Annotated in this window: 18 protein-coding genes; 7 read left to right on the top strand and 11 right to left on the bottom strand. The window is 61.1% G+C overall.

The genetic code is table 11. The features are described 5' to 3' along the window. Positions 1-191: 191 nt before the first annotated feature. On the bottom strand, positions 192-2,111 hold the full coding sequence (locus NXC24_RS03595; protein WP_104822053.1) for a DEAD/DEAH box helicase: 1,920 nt from the start codon (positions 2,109-2,111) through the stop codon (positions 192-194). A 354-nt stretch (positions 2,112-2,465) separates the two neighbouring features. Continuing rightward, a complete protein-coding gene (locus NXC24_RS03590; protein WP_104822052.1) occupies positions 2,466-4,418 on the bottom strand; it encodes an acetoacetate--CoA ligase in 1,953 nt (650 codons plus the stop codon). Positions 4,419-4,582: 164 nt separating this feature from the next. Here NXC24_RS03590 and NXC24_RS03585 point away from each other — a divergent pair, with 164 nt between their 5' ends. Further along, a complete protein-coding gene (locus tag NXC24_RS03585; RefSeq protein ID WP_104824988.1) occupies positions 4,583-6,481 on the top strand; it encodes an AsmA-like C-terminal region-containing protein in 1,899 nt (632 codons plus the stop codon). A gap of 27 nt (positions 6,482-6,508) precedes the next feature. Here NXC24_RS03585 and NXC24_RS03580 read toward each other — a convergent pair whose 3' ends face one another. The 4 genes from NXC24_RS03580 to NXC24_RS03565 all read right to left on the bottom strand — a co-directional run bounded on the left by NXC24_RS03580 (position 6,509) and on the right by NXC24_RS03565 (position 10,629). Next, positions 6,509-7,324, bottom strand: a complete 816-nt coding sequence (locus tag NXC24_RS03580; RefSeq protein WP_104822051.1) for an ABC transporter permease subunit — start codon at positions 7,322-7,324, stop codon at positions 6,509-6,511. 3 nt (positions 7,325-7,327) lie between these two features. Next, a complete protein-coding gene (locus tag NXC24_RS03575) occupies positions 7,328-8,239 on the bottom strand; it encodes an ABC transporter permease subunit (protein ID WP_104822050.1) in 912 nt (303 codons plus the stop codon). Between the two features lie 2 nt (positions 8,240-8,241). After that, positions 8,242-9,384, bottom strand: coding sequence for an ABC transporter ATP-binding protein (locus NXC24_RS03570; RefSeq protein WP_104824987.1), 1,143 nt, complete (start codon positions 9,382-9,384; stop codon positions 8,242-8,244). 150 nt (positions 9,385-9,534) lie between these two features. Next, positions 9,535-10,629, bottom strand: a complete 1,095-nt coding sequence (locus NXC24_RS03565; RefSeq protein WP_104822049.1) for a polyamine ABC transporter substrate-binding protein — start codon at positions 10,627-10,629, stop codon at positions 9,535-9,537. Positions 10,630-10,957: 328 nt separating this feature from the next. Between NXC24_RS03565 and NXC24_RS03560 the strand changes: the two genes are divergently transcribed. Continuing rightward, the gene (locus NXC24_RS03560; protein ID WP_104822048.1) at positions 10,958-11,956 is read left to right on the top strand and encodes an aldo/keto reductase; all 999 of its coding nucleotides are present in this window, start codon (positions 10,958-10,960) and stop codon (positions 11,954-11,956) included. 39 nt (positions 11,957-11,995) lie between these two features. Here the strand turns inward: NXC24_RS03560 and NXC24_RS03555 are convergent, their stop codons facing one another. Then, positions 11,996-12,868, bottom strand: a complete 873-nt coding sequence (locus NXC24_RS03555) for a LysR family transcriptional regulator (protein WP_104822047.1) — start codon at positions 12,866-12,868, stop codon at positions 11,996-11,998. A gap of 88 nt (positions 12,869-12,956) precedes the next feature. On the opposite strand from NXC24_RS03555, the gene NXC24_RS03550 reads away from it, so the two are divergent. Continuing rightward, positions 12,957-13,211, top strand: a complete 255-nt coding sequence (locus NXC24_RS03550; protein ID WP_104822046.1) for a hypothetical protein — start codon at positions 12,957-12,959, stop codon at positions 13,209-13,211. Here NXC24_RS03550 and NXC24_RS03545 read toward each other — a convergent pair. From NXC24_RS03545 to NXC24_RS35400, 4 genes are all read right to left on the bottom strand, one after another. Next, complete coding sequence (locus NXC24_RS03545; protein WP_104822045.1) at positions 13,187-15,724, bottom strand: HAMP domain-containing methyl-accepting chemotaxis protein; 2,538 nt, start codon at positions 15,722-15,724, stop codon at positions 13,187-13,189. The two genes, NXC24_RS03550 and NXC24_RS03545, sit on opposite strands and share 25 nt — an antisense overlap. Before the next feature lie 354 nt (positions 15,725-16,078). Then, positions 16,079-16,222 (bottom strand): hypothetical protein, encoded by a 144-nt coding sequence (locus NXC24_RS35405; protein WP_199773517.1) that lies wholly within the window; start codon positions 16,220-16,222, stop codon positions 16,079-16,081. 229 nt (positions 16,223-16,451) lie between these two features. Continuing rightward, positions 16,452-17,636 (bottom strand): NAD(P)/FAD-dependent oxidoreductase, encoded by a 1,185-nt coding sequence (locus NXC24_RS03540; RefSeq protein WP_104822044.1) that lies wholly within the window; start codon positions 17,634-17,636, stop codon positions 16,452-16,454. After that, positions 17,620-17,808: a hypothetical protein gene (locus tag NXC24_RS35400; protein WP_199773591.1), complete on the bottom strand. Its 189-nt coding sequence runs from the start codon at positions 17,806-17,808 to the stop codon at positions 17,620-17,622. The genes NXC24_RS03540 and NXC24_RS35400 overlap by 17 nt, the downstream gene beginning before the upstream one ends. Here NXC24_RS35400 and NXC24_RS03535 point away from each other — a divergent pair. The 4 genes from NXC24_RS03535 to pgl all read left to right on the top strand — a co-directional run bounded on the left by NXC24_RS03535 (position 17,774) and on the right by pgl (position 22,842). Then, positions 17,774-19,210 (top strand): glutamine synthetase family protein, encoded by a 1,437-nt coding sequence (locus NXC24_RS03535; protein WP_104822043.1) that lies wholly within the window; start codon positions 17,774-17,776, stop codon positions 19,208-19,210. The two genes, NXC24_RS35400 and NXC24_RS03535, sit on opposite strands and share 35 nt — an antisense overlap. A gap of 13 nt (positions 19,211-19,223) precedes the next feature. Then, positions 19,224-20,522: an FAD-binding oxidoreductase gene (locus tag NXC24_RS03530; protein ID WP_104822042.1), complete on the top strand. Its 1,299-nt coding sequence runs from the start codon at positions 19,224-19,226 to the stop codon at positions 20,520-20,522. 130 nt (positions 20,523-20,652) lie between these two features. After that, a complete protein-coding gene (gene zwf, locus NXC24_RS03525; protein WP_104822041.1) occupies positions 20,653-22,128 on the top strand; it encodes a glucose-6-phosphate dehydrogenase in 1,476 nt (491 codons plus the stop codon). Positions 22,129-22,143: 15 nt separating this feature from the next. Then, a complete protein-coding gene (pgl, locus tag NXC24_RS03520; RefSeq protein ID WP_104822040.1) occupies positions 22,144-22,842 on the top strand; it encodes a 6-phosphogluconolactonase in 699 nt (232 codons plus the stop codon). The last annotated feature ends 67 nt before the right edge of the window (positions 22,843-22,909 follow it).

Raw genomic sequence — 22,909 nt, 5'->3', positions numbered from 1 at the left:
CTGACGCATCCATCTCGTTGCTCTCCGTCGTCGAATGAGTCTCCCAAAGTCGGCACAACTATTGGGCCGAACCGGGGCATGCGCTTTGCCGGCGGCACTGCGATAGCGCGTCAAGCTTGTGCCAACGTGCATACAAATCGAATGACTATGTCATAGAGTGCGCCGCGCCCCTATGGAGCGCGGCGGCGGGATTACTCCCCGCGCGCCTTCGCAGCCTTGCGCTTGGCCCTCGAATTGGGCTTGCCTGCTGCCGGGCCGGCGTCTTTCTTGGCGAAATTCGGCTTGCCAGGCTTCTTTGCCCAGGGCTTCTTGTCCGGACGTTCGGAAACGCTGCCCTCGCCGGCCTGCGCCCGTTCCGGCTTGCGGTCGGACTTCCATTTTGGCTTGGCGGCGTCGTTCGGGCGGACACCCTTATCCGAGAAGGGCTTCTTCTTGCCGTAGGTTCCTTCCCGCTTGGCCTGCGAAAAATCCGGTACACCGGCCAGCGGCTTGACGCGGATGCCGCGCTCCAGGGTCTTGTCCGGGCCGATGGTCGACAGGAAGCGTTCGGCGCCTTCTTGCGAAAACTCGACGAAGGTTTCTTCCGGCATCATCTTGATCGCGCCGATGTCGCGCTTGGTGAGGCCGCCGTTGCGGCAGAGCATCGGGATCAGCCAGCGCGGCTCGGCATTTTGCTTGCGGCCGACCGAAAGCGACACCCAGACGCCGTCGGTGAAGTCGTTGCGTCCCGCAGACGGCCCGTCGTGGTGAGTAACGGGGAAATCGTCGTGGCGTGGCTTTCTGCGCTCGCCTTCGGCAGGCACGTCCTGCAACTCCTCAGGCGCGGAGTGGCCGGTTCGATATTGCCGCAGGAATGCAGCGGCGACCTGCTCGGCGCCATGGCGCTCCAGCAACTGCCGCACGATGGACTGCTCGTCTTCGGCAAGCGGGGCCGTGAATACCGGATCGGCGAGAAGACGTTCATCGTCACGCTGGCTCACTTCGTCAGCCGACGGCGGCTTTGCCCAGGTGGCGCGGATGCGGGCGGCTTCCAGCAGGCGTTCGGTGCGACGGCGGGCGCTCAGCGGCACGATGAGGGCGCTGACGCCCTTGCGGCCGGCGCGGCCGGTGCGACCGCTGCGGTGCAGCAGCGTTTCCGGGTTGGTCGGCAGGTCGGCATGAACCACCAGCTCCAGGCCCGGCAGATCGATGCCACGGGCGGCGACGTCCGTTGCGATGCAGACACGGGCGCGGCCGTCGCGCATGGCCTGCAGCGCATGCGTCCGTTCGCTCTGGCTGAGCTCACCCGACAGGGCAACGACGGAGAAGCCTCTGTTGTTAAAGCGCGCCGTCAGATGGTTGACCGCAGCACGCGTCGAACAGAAGACGATGGCGTTCTGCGCTTCGTAATAGCGCAGAACGTTGATGATCGCATTTTCCCTGTCGCTCGGAACGACCGTCAGGGCGCGATAGTCGATATCGACATGCTGCTTGGCTTCCGAGGCGGTGGCGATGCGCACGGCGTCGCGCTGGTAGTTTTCGGCGAGCTTTGCGATCGAGCGCGGCACGGTTGCCGAAAACATCAATGTCCGCCGCTCGGCCGGCGCCGTTTCCAGGATGAATTCGAGGTCTTCACGAAAGCCGAGATCGAGCATCTCGTCGGCCTCGTCCAGCACCACGGCCTTGAGCTCGGAGATATCAAGCGAATTACGGCGGATATGGTCGCAAAGACGGCCCGGAGTGCCGACGACGATGTGCGCGCCGCGTTCCAGCGCCCGCTTCTCGGTGCGCATATCCATGCCGCCGACGCAGGAGGCAATGGTCGCGCCGGTCAGTTCATACAGCCATTCCAGCTCGCGCTGCACTTGCAGCGCCAGTTCGCGGGTCGGCGCGATCGCCAATGCCAGCGGCGTGCCGGCGGGGCCGAAGCGCTCGGCACCCTCCAGCAGGCTCGGCGCCAGGGCCAGGCCAAAGGCAACCGTCTTGCCGGAGCCCGTCTGGGCCGAAACCAGTGCGTCCTTGCCGGCCAGGCCGGGATCGAGCATGGCCTTCTGTACTGGCGTCAGCGCTTCGTAACCGCGCTTTGCCAAAGCCTGGGCGATCGCAGGAACGATGCCTTCGAATTCAGTCATTATCCGTGTCTTTCGGAATTCTTCGCGCGCCAGCCGGCGCGGATCATCGTGGCCCGCACGTCGCAGGCCTCTTCTTCAGGCGTGCACATACTTGGTCGGCAGGCCATTGTACAGAGCGGGCGCGTATTTGTGCGACGCACAACGAAAAAAAGGCAGCGAATAGCGCTGCCTTGGAAGTTCATGCTGCCTAACGAAGCTCGAGTCGGTCAACTTCATGTTTCGGGAACCTTTCGGCTCCAAGCCGCCCAAAGTTCAAACGAACGGCCCCAAGTTGGATTTTACCTTTGACCAATCTCTCTTAACGCCAAGTTACCGCCGATAGGCCAGCCTTTGCCCCTCAGTTTTAAGAGGGCATCAGTTCTTGAGCTCCTCCAGCCCGGCAAAGAGGGCCAGCGCTTCGGGATTGGCAAGCGCTTCCTTGTTCTTCACCGGCCGGCCATGCACGACGTCGCGAACGGCGAGCTCGACGATTTTGCCGGACTTGGTGCGCGGAATATCGCGGACGGCGATGATCTTGGCCGGCACATGGCGGGGCGAGGCGCCGGTGCGAATGCGGGTTTTCATCGCTTTCACCAGATCCTCCGTCAGTGCCGCGCCGGCCGCGAGGCGAACGAAAAGCACGACGCGCACATCATCATCCCAATCCTGGCCGATGCAGAGCGCTTCGAGAACTTCGGGCATCTGCTCGACCTGATTGTAGATCTCCGCCGTGCCGATGCGCACGCCGCCGGGATTGAGCGTCGCGTCCGAACGGCCATGGATGATCAGGCCACCATGCTCCGTCCACTCGGCAAAATCACCATGGCACCAGACATTGTCGAAACGCTCGAAATAAGCGGCGTGATATTTGACCCGGTCGGGGTCGTTCCAGAACATCACCGGCATCGAGGGAAAGGCTTTGGCACAAACAAGCTCGCCCTTTTCGCCGTGCACGGGCTTACCCTCCTCGTTCCAGACATCGACGGCAAGGCCGAGCCCGGGTCCCTGGATTTCGCCGCGCCAAACCGGCTGCAAGGGATTGCCGAGCACGAAGCAGGAGACGATATCGGTGCCTCCCGAGATGGAAGCGAGCTGGATGTCGTCCTTGATGCCCTCATAGACGAAGGAAAAGCCTTCCGGCGACAGCGGCGAACCGGTGGAAGTCATCAGCCGCAGGCTGGAGAGATCATGCGAGGTTTTCGGCGTCAGGCCGCTCTTGCGCACGGCATCGATATATTTGGCCGAGGTGCCGAACAGAGCGAATTTCTCCGCCTGCGCATAGTCGAAAAGGATATTGCCGTCAGGCGCGAAGGGCGAACCGTCGTAGAGGCAGAGAGTAGCGCCGGCGGCAAGCCCGGTCACCAGCCAGTTCCACATCATCCAGCCGCAGGTGGTGAAGTAGAAGACCTTTTCGCCGGGGACCACGCCGCAATGCAGGCGATGCTCCTTGACGAGCTGCAGCAATGCGCCGCCGGTCGAATGGACGATGCATTTCGGCACGCCCGTCGTGCCCGAGGAAAACAGGATGAACAGCGGATGCGAAAACGGCAGCGGCTCGAATTCTACCGTCTTCGCCTCGAAAGGCGCGATGAACGCATCCAAAGTCCTTGCATCCGGCGTTGCCGCCGCGACCGCCTCGGCATCGCCGGCGTAAGGAACGATGACGGCAGGCGCGCCGAGGCGCTGCGCGATCGCGCCGACCTTTGCCGTCACATCCTGCAATTTGCCGCCATACCAATAGCCGCTGCAGGCGATGAAGAGTTTCGGCTCGATCTGGCCGAAGCGATCCAAGACGCCCTGCTCGCCGAAATCCGGGGAGCAGGAGGACCAGATGGCACCGATCGAGGCGGCCGCCAGCATGCAGGCGATGGTTTCCGGCATGTTCGGCATCATGGCGGCGACACGGTCACCCCGGCCGATGCCGAGAGCGCGATAGGCCTGTTGCAGGCGCGACACCATGGCCGAGAGCCGGTCCCAGGACCAGCGGTCGCGCACCCTGTCTTCGCCCCAGAAGACCAACGCATCGCCCTCGCCGCTTTTCGACAGCAGGTTCTCGGCGAAATTCAGCTCGGCATCTGGAAAGAAACGCGCCTCCAGCATCTGGTCGCCGTTGATCAGCGCCCTTTCGCCACGTTTTCCCTTGATGCCACAGAAATCCCATACTGCCGTCCAGAAGGTTTCCCGGTCGGCGATTGACCAGGCATGCAGGCTGGCGAAATCGGAAAGCGATAGGCCGAAGCGTCGGTTGCAGTCTTCCATGAAGACAACCATCGGGCTTTGCCGGCGAAATTCATCCGATGGCGTCCAGAGCGGCTGAGTATCTCGCATATTATCTCCTCCGGTTTTCGGCTTATATACCATGCTGCAGCGCATTATAAAGTCACTGAGTTGTCGGCATTCCTGCTGTACAATGTTTGCATCCGCCAATCATTTCCTATATCCGGCAAACGGAGGCATATCAGCGCTATCAGTATGAAAGTCTGAGTTGGATCATGAGAGCGTCGAGGAATAAAAAGTGGTGGTTGACGATGCGATCGGCCTCGCGCTGGCTACCTGCCGTTGCGCGCACCACTGGCATCGTCCTTCTCACCATCATCATCGTCTTCGCCGTTTTCCGGGCAACTGCTCCCTTCCTGATTTCCAGCGGCCTGGTGCGGGCCGGCATCGAGAATGCCCTGTCGGACTGGACGGGATATCGCGCCCAGATCGAGGGCGCGCCGACGCTGGAATTCTGGCCGACGCCGCGCGTGACGCTCAACCAGGTTACCATCCGCGAACCGACGAAAAACGGCAAGGTGCTTGGCCATGTCGACAGCCTTTCGGCGGACTTCTCGCTGTTTGCGGCGCTGCGCGGGCGCGCGCATTTTCATGAATTCCATTTCCTGCGGCCGGTGATCTACATCCGGCGTGACGAGACCGGTCTGATCGACTGGACGAATGAAGGGCTGCTGTCCAAGGCAATCGAACGAGTGGAGACGTCCTCCAACCAGGGCATGCCGATCAGCAAGGACCAGGATGCCGTCATCGGCATGCTGACGATCGAGGACGGTCGCGTCGAAATGACGGACGATCGCAGCGGCAATCTCTACAAGATGAGCAGCATAAATGCGGACATCTCCTGGCCGCGGCTGTCCGGGGCGATGACTGCCGTCATTCTGGCGCGGCTCAACGGTCAGGACGTCAAGATCGATTTCAATTCTGCCCAGCCTCTGCTGCTCTTTGCCGGCAAGAGCGTCGATGCGAAGACAAGCTTCTCCTCGCCGCTGATCAACTGGACCTATGCAGGCGCCACCAGCATTTCCAATCTCTCCGCGCTCGCCGGAAATCTGGATCTGAGCGTGCCGAATGTGCCGTCTTTCCTGGCCTGGAGCGGAGAACATCTGCCGGCCGCCGATACGCTACGCAACGTCTCTCTCAATGCCGACGTCGCCGCGATCCCGAATGGTCTGCGCTTTAACAATCTGAACTTCAAGGTCAACGAATCCGCGGCGTCCGGCGTCATGGATCTGAGCTATACGACAAGCGGCAAGCCGAAGATTTCCGGAACGCTCGCCTTCGACCAGATGAACCTCAATCCGTTCCTGGTGGCCTTCTCCATGCGGCTGGCCGCGGATACGGCCATCGACGCATTGCTCAACGGCAATCCGCTACAGCGCCTCGATTTGGATATGCGGCTCTCGTCGAACAAAGCCGTGCTCGGTCCCTTCCAGTTCGATAATATCGGCGCCAGCCTGCTGGTTGCGGGCGGCAAGGCAAAATTCGATATCGGCGACAGCGGCTTCGAGGGTGGAGAGCTCACCTCGCATCTGGAAGTCACGCAAGGCGACTTCGATGGCGGCGGCAAATTACAGATATCCATCCACGATGCCGATTTCGGCGGGCTATTCACCCGGCTCAACCTTGCAGGACCTCTACCGCTGACGACCGGTTCTCTGGATCTTTCGCTCAGCACGTCGAAGCCGATCTGGGCTGCCAATCTCAGCGATGTCGCCGGCAAGATGCATTTCACGTCGGCCACCGGCTCCTTCCGGCAATTCAACATCTCAGCCTTCCGTGCGCTTGCGTCCGAAAAGGCCTTTTTCCGGATGAGCGATATCGCCGACACGGCCTTCGATTTCGACAGCCTCAACGTCGATGCTAGCGTTGCCAAGGGATCGGTCGAGGTTCACAGCGCCCAGATCGTCGGGCGCAACGAAACGGTGATGCTGAACGGCGTCGTTCCCTTCCGCAGCAACGCACTGGCGCTGTCGGGCACGATGCAGGCGAGCAATCCGGCCAATGCGACGGAGCTGCCGATGCTGCCCTTCTTCATCGGCGGCACCTGGCCGGACCCGGTGATCTCGCCGGTCACGACGCTGCTGAAGAAGCCTGATCAGCAGACGCAGCAATAACAGGTCCCGTCTGCGGATGGCTCTGACCTATGCCGCGGCAGCAGCCTGCTCGTCCCTTTGGCGCTGCACTTCGCGGCGCTTGGTGACGACGGAGGCGCAGATGACGCCGATGGTGACGACGCCGATCAGGATGGTGCAGATGGCGTTGATCTCAGGCGTCACGCCGAGCTTCACCTGGCTGTAGATCAGCATCGGCAATGTCTTTGCGCCAGCCCCCGAAGCAAAAGTGGCGATCACCAAGTCGTCGAGTGACAGCGTCAGCGCCAGCACCCAGCCGGAGAACACGGCCGGCGCGATGATCGGCAGCGTGATCTCGAAGAAGGTGCGCACCGGCGGCGCGCCGAGATCGAGCGCCGCCTCCTCGATCGAGCGATCGAAGCTCAGAAGCCTGGACTGCACGACGACGGCAACGAAACACATGGTCAGCGTCGTATGCGCCATGACGATGGTCCAGAAGCCGCGATCGAGGTCGGCGGTGACGAAGAGCAGCAGCAGCGATAGGCCGGTGATGACGTCGGGCATGACCAGCGGCGCATAGATCATGCCGGAAAACAGGATGCGGCCACGGAAGCGCGTGTAGCGCACCAGTGTCAGTGCCGCCAGCGTGCCAAGGACGGTGGCGATCGTCGCCGAGAGCAAGGCAATGCGTACGGTCAGCCACGCCGCGTTGAGCATGCTGTCGTTGCTGAGCAGATGGCTGTACCACTGGGTCGAGAAGCCGCCCCAGACTGTGACCAGCCGCGAAGCGTTGAAGGAATAAATGACCAGCAGCAGGATCGGCAAATACAGGAAGGCAAGGCCGAGCGTGACGGAGACGATGTTGAAGCGGGACCAGCGGATCATGACCTATCTCCCCTTCTCATCGGCTTTTGCCTGTATGTGCTGGAAGAAGACGATGGGCACCACCAGCACAAGCAGCAGGATGGTCGCCACCGCCGATGCCAGCGGCCAGTCTGTATTGCCGTAAAACTCGCTCCACAACACTTTGCCGATCATCAGCGTTTCGGAGCCGCCAAGCAGGTCTGGGATGACGAACTCGCCGACCGCGGGGATGAAAACCAGCATGCAGCCGGCGATGACGCCAGGGATCGACAAGGGGAAGGTCACGCGCCAGAAGGCGCCGATCGGCGTGCAGCCAAGGTCCTGTGCCGCCTCGATCAGCGTGCCGTCCATCTTTTCCAGCGAGGAATAGAGCGGCAGCACCATGAAGGGCAGATAGGAATAGACCATGCCGATATAGACGGCGGTATTGGTGTTCAGGATCACCAGCGGCTCATGGATGATACCGAGCGTCATCAGCAATTGATTGAGCAAGCCCGTCGTGCTCAAGATCGACATCCAGGAATAGACGCGGATCAGGAAACTCGTCCAGAACGGCAGGATGACCAGCATCAACAGCGTCGGGCGGATGCTGCGCGGCGCCTGCGCCATGCCATAGGCTATGGGATAGGCGATGATCAGCGTCAGGATCGTCGATATGCCGGAAATCTTCAGGCTTTGGAGATAGGCGTTGAAATAGAGGGGATCGCCGGCCAGCCAGGTGTAGTTGTCGAAGGACATGCTCTGCAGCTTGTCCCACCAATCGCTGAAACTGTCCGACCAACTGAAAGCCGGATCATAGGGCGGAACCGAGAGCGCCTTCGTCGACAGCGAAATGCGGAAGACGATCAGGAAGGGCGCGAGAAAGAAAACCAGCAGCCAGGCATAAGGCACGATGATGACGAGGCGCTGGTAGATGGAAGAGCCGAGCGTCCTCATGATCAATCCTTCAGCAGCACGCCGGCATTTTCATCGAAGGAGACCCAGACGCCTTGATCATAGGAGAAAGGTTCCTCCACTGCGCGCACTGCATTCAGCGACGAAGCCTTGACGACCTGTCCGCTCTTCAGCTTGACGTGGAAGACCGTCATGTCGCCTAGATAGGCAATATCCCAGATCTCGCCCTCGGCGGCATTGACCGAGGCGTTGGCGGGCGGGCGCGGCGTGACACGTAGCTTTTCCGGCCGGATGGCAAAGCCCGCGCGGCTGCCCTCAGTGAGCATTTCGCTAGCTGCCGTGCGCAGGGTGAAGCCATTATCGACGGCAATCTCGACCGTGCCGCCATTTGCGCGCGTGACATTGCCGTCGAGGATGTTCACGTCACCGATGAAGTCTGCGACGAAGCGGGAATTGGGAGCCTCATAGATCTCCGCCGGCGTCGCCACCTGCACGACCCTGCCATGGCTCATCACGGCAATGCGGTCGGCCATGGTCATCGCCTCTTCCTGATCGTGGGTGACGACGACGAAGGTGAGGCCAAGGCTCTGCTGCAGGTCCATGAGCTCGAACTGGGTCTCCTCGCGCAGCTTCTTGTCGAGCGCGCCGAGCGGCTCGTCGAGCAGCAGCACCTTCGGCCGCTTGGCGAGCGAGCGGGCGAGCGCCACGCGCTGGCGCTGGCCACCGGAGAGCTGGTTCGGCTTGCGGTTGGCAAATTGCTCCAGCTTGACGAGCTTTAGCATCTGCGCAACGCGCTCGGCGATCTCCGCTTTCGGCATGCCATCCTGGCGCAGCCCGAAGGCGATGTTCTTTTCCACCGTCATATGCGGGAAGAGCGCGTAGGATTGGAACATCATGTTGACGGGGCGGCGATAGGGCGGCGTGCCGGCAAGATTCTGGCCGTCGAGAACGATCTCGCCCGTCGTCGGCTGCTCAAAGCCCGCCAGCATGCGCAGCAGCGTGGACTTGCCGCAACCGGATGCGCCGAGCAAGGCGAAGAATTCGCGGTTGTAGATATCCAGCGAAAGATTGTCGACGGCGGTGAAATCGCCGAACTTCTTCGTGACGTTCTTGAAGGAAATATATGGCTTTGCCGAAGGATCCGTCCAAGGAGCAAAGGAACGCCGGATATTACCGAGAGACTTCATCATCTATCCCCGAAATGATTCTGTGTCACCCCGGCTTTCCCCACCCGGTAGCGCTTCAGAATTCGTATTACCCCGTCCGCGACCGCTCAGCGACCTGGACGCATGGTCTAAGGAAAGGCCCGGACGTTTCCGTCCGGGCCTTTGTCTGACTTATTGACCGGTAACAACCTTGGTCCACAAGCGCGTCGCCAGGCGCTGCGTCTTCGGATCCCACGGCGTCACCGTGAACAGGTGTTTCATGATCTCATCGGTCGGATAGACCGCCGGGTCCTCGAGGACTTCTTTGTTCACGAACTGCTGCGAAGCCTTGTTGCCGTTGGCGTAGGCGACGAAGTTGCTGGCCTTGGCGATGACTTCCGGCTTCATGATGTAATTCAGGAATTCATGCGCCTCGGCCACATGCGGCGCATCGGCCGGGATCGCCATGACGTCGAACCACATCTGCGCCTGCTTCGGCATCGAATAGTCGACATGCACGCCGTTCTTGGCCTCTTCGGCGCGATTGCGCGCCTGCAGCACATCGCCGGAATAGCCGAAAGCGATGCAGATATCGCCGTTGGCCAGCGCATTGATATATTCGGACGAATGGAACTTGCGGACGAAAGGCCGGACCGATGCCAGAAGAGTCTCAGCCTTCTTGAAATCCTCCTGCTTGGTCGAGTTCGGATCGAGGCCGAGATAGGCCAGCACTGTCGGGATGACGTCCTTCGGCGCATCGAGCATATAGATGCCGCAATCCTTGAACTTGGCGGCGACCTTCGGGTCGAAGATCACATCGAGCGTCGGCTTGTCGTCGGTGCCGAGGATCTGCTTCACCTTGTCGACATTGTAGCCGATGCCGTTGGTGCCCCACATATAGTCGATGGCATATTGGTTGCCGGGATCGTAAGTGGAGATGCGCTGCATCACCATGTCCCACATGTTGGAGATGTTCGGCAGCTTCGACTTGTCGAGCTTCTGGAACACACCGGCCTTGATCTGGCGTTGCAGGAAGTCCGCCGTCGGCACGACGATGTCGTAGCCGGTCTTGCCCGCAAGGAGCTTGGTTTCCAGGGTCTCGTTGGAATCAAAGGTATCGTAGACAACCTTGATGCCGGTTTCCTTGGTGAAATCGGCCAGGATCGAATCATCGATATAATCCGACCAGTTGTAGATATTGACGACCTTGTCTGCAGCCTGGGCTGCCGTCACCAGCGAAACGGCTGCGAAAGCCGTTGCTGCAAGCCGTGCGAACATGGACTTCATGGTCTCTCCTGTTTTGTTCAAGGGCATCGCGGCGATACCCAACCCTCTGTTTTTCCCGTCAGACTAGAAAGGAATTCCGAAGGCCACAAGGGGGAAAAGCAAGGCAGTATGAGCTTTCACGGATTTGCTGAAAAAGGGAAAGGTCCCGCAGCGGAAACCCCGACGGGCGAGCGCACGCGATTGTGAACGTGAGGCCCGCTTCCTGCGTGAATGCCCGGATGGGCTTTGCTAACATCGCACCGTATCATTCCCACCAATAAACTCCTGCCCTTTTTTCACCGCCCTGCGTCAAGGGCAAACGCAACCCGTCTTTCCAAGGGTTTCCACCATGCAGTATCAAAAATTCGGCAATACCGGTCTCAGCGTCTCGCGCCTCTGCCTCGGCACCATGACCTTTGGCCTGCAGATCGAGCAGGAAGACATTGCGCATGCCATTCTCGACAAGGCGACCGACGCCGGCGTCAACTTCATCGACACCGCCGACGTCTATCCACTCGGCGGCGGCGAAGAGCTTGCCGGCCGCACCGAGGAAATCGTCGGCCGCTGGCTGAAGGGCAGACGCGATCGCTTCATCGTCGCCACCAAGGCGGTCGGCAAAGTCGGTCCCTCCCCCTGGGATCAGGGCGCGTCGCGCAAGCACCTTCTCGACGCCATCGATGCATCCTTGCGGCGTCTCGGCACCGACTATGTCGACCTCTATCAGCTCCATTCCGACGACCGCGACACACCGATCGACGAGACCCTGGAGGCGCTCGACGTCATCGTACGCTCGGGCAAGGCGCGCTATGTCGGCGTATCGAATTTCCTCGCTTACCGGCTGGCTCTGGCGCTCGGCCGCGCCGATTTCCTGCGCACCGCCCGCTTCGTCTCCGTGCAGCCGCGCTACAATCTGCTGTTCCGCCAGATCGAGCGCGAACTACTGCCGCTTGCGGAAGAACAGCACCTCGCCGTCATTCCATACAATCCGATCGCCGGCGGCCTTCTGACCGGCAAACACAGGCACGACGTCGCGCCGACCGAAGGCCGCTTCAGCTCGCAACTGCGCAATGCCGGCACGAACTATCTGCAGCGCTACTGGCATGAACGCGAATTCGCGACGATCGAGAAACTGCGCGGTATCGCCGACGAGGCCGGCCATTCGCTTACCAAGCTCGCCGTCGCCTGGGTGGCCGCCAATCCGGTGATCACCTCCGCCATTATCGGCGCCAGCCGTCCGGAGCAACTGACCGACACGCTCGCCGCCATCGATCTCAAGCTCGATCCGGCGCTGAAGGCGAAGCTGGACGACGCGACAGTGGAATATCGCTGGGGCGACGCTGCTCGCTGAACAAGCGATCCAACCGGCAGCCGCTTTGGCTGCCGGTTTTTACGCGTAGGTCGGGCGCTTGCCCGCAAACAGTTCCGCATGGCTTTTCAGCAACTTGGTCATGCGATCGACCACGGTGCGGATATCCCGCCGATGACGGTCGGCATCGTTCATGACGATCCACTGCCGATGGCGCAGGGACACGATCTCCTCGCCGACCCGTTCCAGCCTCGGTTCCTGATCACCGACGAAGCAAGGCAGAACGGCGATACCTGCTCCCGCGAGCACGAGATCGTGAAGCGAGCGCGGGCGGCTGACCGTGAAGGCGATCTCTTCGCGTCTGTTCTGATGCGGCCAGCGCAGATAGGCCGATACCGCCTCCTCCTCCGCCGCCGCGATCCAACGCTGCTGGCCGGAAAAGCGCATGTTGCGCGCCTGATAGGCGGCATAGGCGACGTCGCCGGTCTTGATGGCAGCAAGATTGGTCTCCTCCGGTTCGAAGGCGCGGATGCCGATGTCACTTTGGCGATGGGCAAGGCTGGCGCGGCGCTCGCCGAGATATAGATCGATGCGGAATCCATCCCGCTCCGAACAGATCGTCGGCATGTTCTGGCTGAGCAGCCAGCCGACCCAGGTTCCGGCGGCAATGCGAACGACGGACATCCCCTGGGCGTCGCGCTGCCAGCTATCCACCTTGCGGGCGGCGGCCTCCATCTCCAGAAGCTGGTCGAAGAGCGCTTGCCCGTCGCCCGTCAACGCATATCCCGTCTGGCTGCGCTGGAAGAGCGTGCGCCCGATCTGGCTTTCCAATTCCAGCATGCGCCGGCCGATCGTCGCCGGGCTCAAACCGCTGGAAGATGCAGCCCCCGTCAACCCGCCGCCGCGGGCGACGTCGAGGAAAAGCTGATAGGAATCCCAGGTCGCGTTTTTCATGATTGAAAAACATAGGGCGAAAACGGCTGTTTATAAAGAAGATTTCTTTGCGTAATTGAAGGGATGCTTTTCAATATGGAGACCTCCCATGATCGACTGCATCGCTTTAGCCAGAATTATCGAACTGGAGAATGACGCCCGCCACGCGCAATGGCGCCGCAACGAGGACGCTTTCTACCAAGAATATGGCCGTGACCCCTGGCCAGTGTTTACCTGGCTCGGGAACGCTCTCGATATTAGCTATGCATGGCTCAAAACGAAAAAAGCGGACCGGCCCGATACGGACCGATCCGCCTGTGATAGCGACGATTGCAGCGGTCAGGCGGCTTGCGCCCGCATATAGCCCGCGCCCTGCCCGCCTTCGATCTTGAACTGCTGGATGAGATAGAGCAGCGCGTCCGCTTCGGTGGCCAGTTCGCGGCTGGCCGCCGTGGTTTCTTCGACCATGGCCGCATTCTTCTGTGTCATCTGGTCCATCTGGTTGACGGAGGAGTTGACACCCTGCAGCGCGCTTGCCTGATCGTGGCTGGCGCGCGCGATCATTTCCACATGCTGGCTGATGGTGACGATCTGACCGCTGATCTGGGCGAGCACGGAGCCGGCCTCCTGCACGAACTGCGAGCCGGAATTGACCTCGTGGGTCGATTTGTTGATCAGCCCCTTGATCTCCTGTGCCGCAGCGGCGGAGCGCTGGGCAAGTTCGCGCACCTCCATGGCGACAACCGCAAAGCCCTTGCCGGCCTCGCCGGCGCGCGCGGCTTCGATACCGGCGTTCAACGCCAGAAGGTTGGTCTGGAAGGCGATCTCGTCGATGACGCCGATGATCTGCTCGATCTGGCGTGAGGCATCTTCGATACGGCCCATCGCATCGATGGCGTTACCGACGACGACGGAGCTGTCGTCGGCGCTGCGCTTTGCTTCGCGGACGATCGCATCCGCCTCCTTGGCGCGCTCGGCGGACGAGCGGACGGTGACGGTGATTTCGTCCACGGCGGCGGCGGTTTCTTCCAACGCGGCCGCCTGCTGTTCGGTGCGCTTCGACAAGTCCTCGGCGGAAGCTGCCATCTGGCTGCCGTTGCTCTGGATCATCTCGACATTGTCGCGCACCTGGCTGAGCGTCTGCTGCAGACGCGACAGCGAGCTGTTGAAATCCTGGCGGAGTTGTTCGAGGCGGCCGATGAAAGGCGTCTGGATGCTAGCAGAGATATCGCCTTGAGCCAGGCGCTCGAGGCCGGCGGCAAGTTCGCTGACGGCGAAGTCGATCTGACGGTCTAGCTCGCGCTTTTCGGCATCGTTGCGCTGGCGCTCGTGCTCGGCTGCGGTGCGCTCCTCGTCGCTCTGCTCCTCGATGCGGATCTTCGAAAGCGCGTTTTCCTTGAAGATGCCGAGCGCGCGGGCCATGTCGCCGATTTCGTCGTGGCGCTGCTCGCCGGAGATCGCAGTTTCCAGCATGCCGTCGGCGATACGGCGCATGGCGGCGGTGATCTGACCGATCGGACGCTGCAGGGTCAGGACCAGAGCGATGCCGCCGGCGACCGAGAGGATGATGCCAAGCGTGGTGGCGAGGATCGAGATGTAGTTCGCCTGATCACGCTCCGTGCCGGCGCTCTGCTTCTGGGTTTCGGCAAAGGCGGTGAGCTGACCCCAGACCTGATCGAGCTGCTGGCGGGCGCTGGCATATTCGGCGATGCGCTGGGTGATGGTATCGACCAGCTTGCCGCCGGCTTCATCCATCGACTTGATGGCCGGGCGGATGGCCTTGTCGATATCGCCGGCGAAATCCATGTCCTTGGCACTCTGGTTCAGCGTATTCATGTCGCCACCGAGTTTGGCGATTTCCTGGCGCAGACGGACGAGATTTTCCTTAGTGGTATTAGCGGTGAAGTCGGCAAGCACGAGCTGCAGCGAATAGATCGAACCTTCGAGACGGCGGGTGTCCTGCAGAACGGAATTGGTCTGGACGACCCGGGCGTCCAGTTGAACGAAGGTCGTGGTCGCCTGGCGCATCATCTGCGTTGCCGTGAGCTGCGTATAGGTCGACATCTGCCGGAAGCGCGAAAGCAGCCGACCGATGGCGGTGACGGTATCGTCCGTTGGAACATCAGTGCTTTCGGTGAAAGCGCCGAGATCCTTGATGGTGCCGGCCAGCGACTGCACGACGCTTTTCTGGTTCTGCGGCACGGCGAGATCGATCGCCCGTAGCGCCTTGTTGAGATCAGGCAACCGGTCCTTGAGCAGCTTGACCTTATCGGCGGGCGTTGCGGCCTTGTTGAAATCTTCGGCGACGGAGACAAGCGCATCGCCGCCCTTCAGTAGGCGGTCGGCGGCGCGCAACGTCGCGGTCGCGTCGGCCTGGTCCTTACGCATCTGGTCTTCCAGTTGCTGACCATCGAAATCGACATTGAAGCGGGCGCTGATCAGCGCTCTTTGCGCGTCTTCGATCACCTTGCGAAAGGCGACTTCCTGCTCGTGTAGCGTCCAGAGCTTGGCAACCAGGTTTGCCGTGTCGGCAGTCTTGGTCGTCGCATCCGTCAGATTATCGCGGCCCTCCGCATCCTTACCGAGCTGGTCGAGCGTCGCGTTCAGGACACCCTGCTGCGATTTGATGTCCTGATAGAGCTTGTCGCGCTGCTGTTCGTTGGTGATGCGCAGGAAGTCATCCATCGAAGCGTAGAGGTTCTTGAAGCCCGTCAGCGATTGCAGCACGCTGTTGGAAATTTCCATGCGCCCCTGCAGCAGGCCCGAAGCGTAGAGCCCGGTGAGGCCGACGGCGGAAATGCTGATGACGAAAGGCAGCACGAAGATCAGAACCTTCGTCTTGATCTTGAAACGAGACAGGATCTTGTCAATGAACATGGTGGCTCTGGCCTCTCATACACCGTACTCCCCCTGCCGACGCCGCGATGGCGCTGACCGGATGCATAACCATCAAACTTGAGATGTTCGCAGATGGGGACCCAACCATGTCGGGAGGCAATCATTGCTTCGGCTCTACGTTGTAGAAGCACGCCCCAGAAAATCTTCGCGGATTGTGAGTCCGATTAATTAATTTTCGGATAAGGCGCCATGGCAATGACCTACAAGGCCATCGATAACTCGGGAAAAGCCTTAAAATGCAGGGAGGTAAGGCCGCGGGCAAGAGGATGCCGGGCGTATGCGCACGTGCTGGCCGCCGGCGAACGGCGGCCGAAGCCGATCAGGCCGATGATATCAGAAGCTGCGCACCGCAAGGTAAGCAATGCAGGCCGCCGTGGCGCCGGTTGCCAGCATCAGCAGCCGAATGGCCACCAATTTGGCATTGTCACGGGTTTGAGCAATTGCAATGGCGCGAGCGCGATGTTGTGTTCTATTCATGAGCCTAAATCCCATTTTCGCACTGACACGATAACCGGCAAAAGGTCGTTCCGGCAACTGCCAATGTGGACAATAAAGATGTAGGAAAGGAAAACGCCGGCACCAGAGCCTAGCCACAATTGTCGCACCCGGCGAATATTTATCCAAAAGGCGTAGGACTTTGCGGCTGGCAGTTCCACTTCCATAGCGGCGCGATCAAGGGCTCGGTCGCTATGTGGAAATAAGTGCTTCAAGCCGCTTCGCCGGCGACATGGCCCGAGGCCCAGGCCCATTGAAAATTGTAGCCGCCGAGCCAGCCGGTGACGTCGACGCATTCGCCGATGAAAAAGAGGCCGGGGATGGTTTTCACCTGCATCGTCTTTGAATCGAGGCAGGCGGTATCGACGCCGCCAAGCGTGACTTCCGCCGTCCGGTAACCTTCGGAACCCGACGGCTTGACCGGCCAGGCCTGGACGGCGGCGGCAAGCTGCTGCAGGCGCTTGTCGGGCTGATCGGCCATATTGCCCGCTATGCCCTCTCCGTCGGCGAAATGCTGCGCCAGTCGCTTCGGCAATATCTCCGCCAGAGCCGTCTGTGCCGATTGCCGGCCATTGGCTTGCCGGGCCGTCTTGAGCGTGATGAAAATGTCGATATCGGGCTCGATCGCCACCGTGATCTCGTCGCCTTCCCGCCAGTAGGAAGAGATCTGCAGGATCGCCGGGCCGCTCAAGCCGCGATGGGTGAAGAGCAGGGCTTCGCGGAACGCGGTCTTGCCGTGGCGGATTTCGGCAGGCGCGGCGATGCCGGCAAGCGGCGCCAGGCGCTGGAGAAGCTGGGGATCGAGGGTCAGCGGCACGAGGCCGGGACGCGTCTCGACGAGCGGCAGGCCGAACTGCTCGGCGATGCGATAGGCAAAGCCGGTGGCTCCCATTTTCGGGATCGACTTGCCGCCGGTGGCGATGACCAGAGAGGCGGCCTCCAAGGTGCCCTCCGACGTGGCGACCTTGTAGCCACCGCCGGCAACCGGCTCGATGGCGCCGATTTCGGTGCGCAGCCGCAACTCCACGCCGGCCGCCCGCATCTCGTCGGTCAGCATGCGGATGATGTCTTTGGCGCTGTTGTCGCAGAAGAGCTGCCCGAGCGTCTTTTCATGCCAGGCGATGCCATGGCTCTCGACCATGGCGAGGAAATCCCTCGGCGTGAAGCGCGCCAAGGCCGACTTGGCGAAATGCGGATTGGCCGAGAGGAAGTTCTTCGGGCCGGCATGAATATTGGTGAAATTGCAGCGGCCGCCGCCGGAAATCCGGATCTTCTCCCCCGGCGCTGCGGCGTGGTCGAGCACGACGACGGAACGCCCGCGCTGGCCGGCGCGGATAGCGCACATCATGCCTGCGGCGCCTGCGCCGAGGACGATCACATCATATCTGCCGGCCACGTTTCATTCCTTTATCCATTGCTGCGCCGCACTGTCGTTTTTCCATCATATGGCGAAAGTCCGAACGGTTTTCCCCCTCGCCAATTGGCAAACTGCCGTTATGATGAAATCTTCGATCAACGCAAATACGGTGTTTTATGCCCGCGAAAAAGACCCCGCTGAAAGCTTCCATGCCGGTCTCGAAAATCGCGACAGTTCCCCCAAGCTTACGATCAGCGCGCGGCGTGGCAAATTGGAAGGAAGCGGCTCAGTGGCTGCGGGCGCGGGGAATCGAAGACATAGAATGCATCACCCCGGACCTTGCGGGTGTGCCGCGCGGCAAGATGATGCCCACCTCGAAATTCACCTCCAACACCTCGCTCGCCCTGCCCTCGGCGATCTATCGTCACACGATTTCAGGCGAATATCCGGAGGAGACCGAAAGCTTCCGTTACGAGCCGCGCGACAGTGACCTGAAGCTGGTGCCCGATCTTTCGACGCTCTCGGTCGTGCCCTGGGAGAGCGATCCGACGGCACAGGTGATTTGTGACATAGTCAATTCCGATGGCGATGCGGTGTCCTACACGCCGCGCAATCTGTTGAAGCGGATCATGGGCCTCTACCGCGAGCGTGGATGGAAGCCGGTGGTCGCGCCGGAGATCGAATTCTATCTCGTCGCCAAGAATGACGATCCGGACTATCCGCTGCATCCGCCAAAGGGCCGTTCAGGCCGCTCGATCCTCGGCGGCCAGGGTTATTCGATTGCCGGCATCAACGAATTCGACGAATTGATCGACGACATCTATCATTTCTCGGAGAAGCAGGGCCTGGAGATCGACACGCTGATCCATGAAGAGGGTCCGGCGCAGCTCGAAATCAACCTGCGCCATGGCGATCCGATCGAGCTTGCCGACCAGGTGTTCATGTTCAAGCGCACCATTCGCGAAGCGGCGATGAAACACGGCATCTATGCCACCTTCATGGCCAAGCCGATCCAGAGCCAGCCGGGCTCGGCGATGCATATCCACCAGTCGGTGGTCGATATCGTGACCGGCAAGAATGTTTTCACCAATCCGGACGGTAGTCCCTCGCCGGAGTTCTTCCACTTCATCGGCGGCATGCAACGTTATGTGCCGAATGCGCTGGCGATGCTGGCGCCCTATGTGAACTCCTATCGCCGCCTGGCGCCGAACATGTCCTGCCCGGTCAACAACGCCTGGGGCTATGACAACCGCACCACCGCGTTCCGCGTACCGGTCTCCGATCCGCAGGCGCGCCGCGTCGAGAACCGGTTGCCGAGCTCTGACGCCAATCCGTATCTGGCGCTCGCGGCCTCACTCGCTTGCGGCTTGCTCGGTATCATGAAGAAGGTGGAGCCGACCGCACCGACCGAGGATTCGGCCAACGAAGGTTCGATCGATCTGCCGCGCGGGCTTCTCGAAGCCATTGCGCTCCTGGAAGGCGAACCGGCTTTCCAAGAGGTCCTCGGAAAGGACTTCATCGACATCTATGTCGGCGTCAAGCGCGGCGAATTCGAAACCTTCATGCAGGTGATCAGCCCCTGGGAGCGGGAATTCCTTCTGCTCAACGTGTGAGGGAGGCCCGCCCATGACATTGCAGGAAGCATGGCAGAGCCCGATAGCGCCGGGCCTTTCCTGGTATCAGGCAACCATCGGCCCTCGCCCCGCCTATCCGAAGCTCGACGGCTCCCGCCGTGCCGACGTGGCCATCATCGGCGGCGGCTACACCGGCCTACAGGCCGCCTACAACCTTGCCAAGGGCGGCGTCGATGTGGTGCTGATCGATGCCAATCGCTTCGGCGACGGCGCCTCCGGTCGCAATGGCGGCCAGCTCGGCACCGGCCAGCGCTCCTGGCCCGAGGAGCTGGAAGAGAAGATCGGCTACGAACGCTCAAAGGCACTGTTCGATCTTGCCGAGGACGCTAAACACCATCTTCTTGACTTTGCCGCCGAGCAGGGCATCGACATCGACTTCATGCCCGGCCAGATGAATGTCACGCATAAGCGGAGCTACAAGCGCGCCTATATGGAGAATGCCGAAATCGCCGCGACGCGCTACGGCTATCCGCATGTCAGCTTCATGGACCAGGCCGAAACCCAGGAGCGGCTTGGCTCAAAGCTTTATCTCTACGGCGTCAGGGATATGGGCACGGGCCATATCCATCCGCTGAAGCTGCTCATCGGCTTGGCGCGGGTAGCGCAGACCGCCGGTGCTTCGATCTTCGAAATGACGCCGGCGAAGGCGATCCGGCAATCCGGCGACAGGACGCTGATCGAGACCGACAGCGGCACGATCACCGCCGACCGCGTGCTAATTGCCTGCAACGGCCATATCGGCAATCTGGAGCCGGTGACCGCGAGCCATGTCATGCCGATTCGCTCCTTCATCGGCGCCACCGAACCGCTCGACAAGTTTCCGGATGTCCTGCCCGGCGGCGAAGCGGTGGCGGATTCGCGATTCGTGGTGCGTTATTTCCGCAAATCGAAGGACGGGCGCCTACTGTTCGGCGGGCGCGAGGCCTATACCGCCGATAACCCGCGCGACATAACGCAGCACATCCGTCGCCAGATCGCCGAAATCTACCCTGCCCTCGGCAATATCAACATCACCCATGCCTGGGGCGGATCTGTCGGCATCACCATGCCGCGCCAGCCTTTCGTGCGCGAGGTCATGCCCGGCGTCACCTCCATCGGCGGCTATTCCGGCCACGGGGTCATGCTGTCAAACTATTGCGGTAAACTCTATGCGAAAACGGTTCTCGGGAACGCCGACGACCTTGCGCTTTTCAAGGCGTTGAACATCCCGCCCTTTCCCGGCGGTGCCCGCATGCAGGCGCCTCTCCTATTCCTGGCGCTCTCGTGGTTTGCGTTGCGCGACAGGTTCTAGAAACAGAACGGATTTCCTCTTCCGGCAATCCGCTCTAAAAAGCCGAGTCTGATTTTTGCGATGCACACTGGCCTTTTTAAATCGATTAGATTAAAAGGGGCCTTAACCAAGACTGATTGAGAGATAGCTCATGAGCAGCCAAATCATTCCCGTTGAACCATTTGACTATGTCGTTTTCGGCGGCAGCGGCGACCTTGCAGAACGCAAGCTTCTGCCCGCCCTCTATCATCGCCAGGTCGAAGGCCAGTTTTCCGAGCCCACCCGCATCATCGGCGCATCTCGCAGCGCGCTTTCGCATGAAGAATACCGTAAATTCGCCGAAGCCGCGCTGAAAGAGCATCTGAAAAAGGGCGAATTCGACGAAGCGGAAGTGAAGAAGTTCTGCGCGCGCCTGTTCTACGTGCCGGTCGACGCCAAGACCGATACCGGCTGGGATCAGCTCAAGAAAATCCTGGACGAAGGCAAGGACCGCGTGCGCGCCTTCTATCTCGCCGTCGCTCCGGGCATTTTCGGCGACATCTCGCAGAAGATTTCCGATCACAAGCTGATCACCAAGCAGACCCGCATCGTCGTCGAAAAGCCGATCGGCCGCGACCTCGCTTCCGCGCTGCAGCTCAACGACACGATTGGCAAGGTCTTCAAGGAAGAGCAGATCTTCCGCATCGACCACTATCTCGGCAAGGAAACGGTGCAGAACCTGATGGCGCTGCGCTTTGCCAACGCGCTTTATGAGCCGCTGTGGAACGCCAACCACATCGACCATGTGCAGATCACGGTTGCGGAATCGGTCGGCCTGGAAGGGCGCGCCGGTTATTACGATACCGCCGGCGCGCTGCGCGACATGGTGCAGAACCACATCCTGCAGCTCCTCTGCTTGACCGCGATGGAAATTCCGTCCTCGATGGACTCGGAAGCCGTTCGCGACGAGAAGCTGAAGGTTCTGCGCGCGCTGAAGCCGATCGATGCTTCCAACGTCGAGCAGGCGACCGTTCGCGGCCAGTATCGCGCCGGTGCTTCGGCAGGCGGCCCGGTCAAAGGCTACCTCGACGAACTGGAAGGTGGCGTCTCCAACACCGAGACCTTCGTCGCCATTAAGGCCGAGATCGGCAACTGGCGCTGGGCCGGCGTTCCCTTCTACATCCGCACCGGCAAGCGTCTTGCCGGCCGGGTGTCGGAAATCGTCATCACCTTCAAGCCGATCCCGCACAACATCTTCGATCAGGCCGCCGGCCGCATCGTCGCCAACCAGTTGATCATCCGCCTGCAGCCGGACGAAGGCGTCAAGCAGTCGCTGATGATCAAGGACCCGGGTCCGGGCGGCATGCGCCTGCGCAACGTCTCGCTCGACATGAGCTTCGCTTCGGCCTTCAACGTCCGCAATCCGGACGCCTACGAACGCCTGCTGATGGACGTGGTCCGTTCCAACCAGACGCTGTTCATGCGCCGCGACGAAGTGGAAGCCGCGTGGGAATGGGTCGATCCGATGCTCAAGGGCTGGGAAGCCACCAGCCAGCCGGTGCAGGGTTATACCGCCGGCACGTGGGGTCCGAGCCAGGCCATCGCGCTCATCGAGCGTGACGGCCGCACATGGCATGACGATATCTAAACTGGGACGACGACGATGACAGCGAACATGCATGCTTTCGCCAATGGCGCCGAACTCGCCGGCAAGCTCGCGGACAAGGTGGTCGAGGTTCTCACGGCCGCCATCGCCACCCGCGGCTCTGCAAGCATTGCGGTCTCCGGCGGTTCGACGCCGAAGATCTTCTTCCAGACGCTGTCATCGCGTTCGCTCGACTGGAGCAAGGTGACGATTACCCTCGTCGACGAACGGTTCGTGCCGGCAGACAATCCGCGCTCGAACCACCTGCTCGTCCAGGAAAACCTGTTGAAGGACAAGGCGGCGTCGGCACAGTTCTTTCCGCTCTACCAAGCCGCGGCTTCCGTCGAGGAGGCCGCCGTTATCGCCACAGAAAAGACCAAGTGCATCGGCTTTCCCTTTGACGTCGCCATCCTCGGCATGGGCAATGACGGCCACACGGCCTCGTTCTTTCCGGGCGGGAGCAATCTCGCTGCGGCGCTCGATTCGAACAGCCCGCGCGGCATCATCACGATGGAAGCCGAAGGAGCCGGCGAACCCCGGCTGACCTTCACCTTCTCCAGCCTTCAGGATGCCGGATTGCTGGTGCTCCATATCGAAGGGGCAGGCAAGAAGGACGTTCTCGCCAAAGCGGAAGCGCCAGGCGAAGAGACCGAGATGCCGATCCGCGCCATTCTGCGCCGGGCCGCCTCTCTGGTCGAGATTTACTGGGCTCCCTGACAGGCCGCACGGCCGCCATCGGACCCTGAACGACACAGCAATCACCGCTGCGCCTCACGCCCCGAAA

This window comes from Rhizobium sp. NXC24, assembly GCF_002944315.1.
Taxonomy (GTDB): Bacteria; Pseudomonadota; Alphaproteobacteria; order Rhizobiales; family Rhizobiaceae; genus Rhizobium.
Note: the sequence above shows the minus strand (reverse complement) of the source record. Positions and strands in the feature narration are given on the sequence as shown.

What these genes read in the sequence shown, in the direction of transcription:
- NXC24_RS03595 (WP_104822053.1), bottom strand. Translation starts at nt 2,111, where the DNA reads ATGACTGAATTCGAAGGCATCGTTCCTGCGATCGCCCAGGCTTTGGCA.
- NXC24_RS03590 (WP_104822052.1), bottom strand. Translation starts at nt 4,418, where the DNA reads ATGCGAGATACTCAGCCGCTCTGGACGCCATCGGATGAATTTCGCCGG.
- NXC24_RS03585 (WP_104824988.1), top strand. Translation starts at nt 4,583, where the DNA reads ATGAGAGCGTCGAGGAATAAAAAGTGGTGGTTGACGATGCGATCGGCC.
- NXC24_RS03580 (WP_104822051.1), bottom strand. Translation starts at nt 7,324, where the DNA reads ATGATCCGCTGGTCCCGCTTCAACATCGTCTCCGTCACGCTCGGCCTT.
- NXC24_RS03575 (WP_104822050.1), bottom strand. Translation starts at nt 8,239, where the DNA reads ATGAGGACGCTCGGCTCTTCCATCTACCAGCGCCTCGTCATCATCGTG.
- NXC24_RS03570 (WP_104824987.1), bottom strand. Translation starts at nt 9,384, where the DNA reads ATGAAGTCTCTCGGTAATATCCGGCGTTCCTTTGCTCCTTGGACGGAT.
- NXC24_RS03565 (WP_104822049.1), bottom strand. Translation starts at nt 10,629, where the DNA reads ATGAAGTCCATGTTCGCACGGCTTGCAGCAACGGCTTTCGCAGCCGTT.
- NXC24_RS03560 (WP_104822048.1), top strand. Translation starts at nt 10,958, where the DNA reads ATGCAGTATCAAAAATTCGGCAATACCGGTCTCAGCGTCTCGCGCCTC.
- NXC24_RS03555 (WP_104822047.1), bottom strand. Translation starts at nt 12,868, where the DNA reads ATGAAAAACGCGACCTGGGATTCCTATCAGCTTTTCCTCGACGTCGCC.
- NXC24_RS03550 (WP_104822046.1), top strand. Translation starts at nt 12,957, where the DNA reads ATGATCGACTGCATCGCTTTAGCCAGAATTATCGAACTGGAGAATGAC.
- NXC24_RS03545 (WP_104822045.1), bottom strand. Translation starts at nt 15,724, where the DNA reads ATGTTCATTGACAAGATCCTGTCTCGTTTCAAGATCAAGACGAAGGTT.
- NXC24_RS35405 (WP_199773517.1), bottom strand. Translation starts at nt 16,222, where the DNA reads ATGAATAGAACACAACATCGCGCTCGCGCCATTGCAATTGCTCAAACC.
- NXC24_RS03535 (WP_104822043.1), top strand. Translation starts at nt 17,774, where the DNA reads ATGCCCGCGAAAAAGACCCCGCTGAAAGCTTCCATGCCGGTCTCGAAA.
- NXC24_RS35400 (WP_199773591.1), bottom strand. Translation starts at nt 17,808, where the DNA reads ATGGAAGCTTTCAGCGGGGTCTTTTTCGCGGGCATAAAACACCGTATT.
- NXC24_RS03530 (WP_104822042.1), top strand. Translation starts at nt 19,224, where the DNA reads ATGACATTGCAGGAAGCATGGCAGAGCCCGATAGCGCCGGGCCTTTCC.
- zwf (WP_104822041.1), top strand. Translation starts at nt 20,653, where the DNA reads ATGAGCAGCCAAATCATTCCCGTTGAACCATTTGACTATGTCGTTTTC.
- pgl (WP_104822040.1), top strand. Translation starts at nt 22,144, where the DNA reads ATGACAGCGAACATGCATGCTTTCGCCAATGGCGCCGAACTCGCCGGC.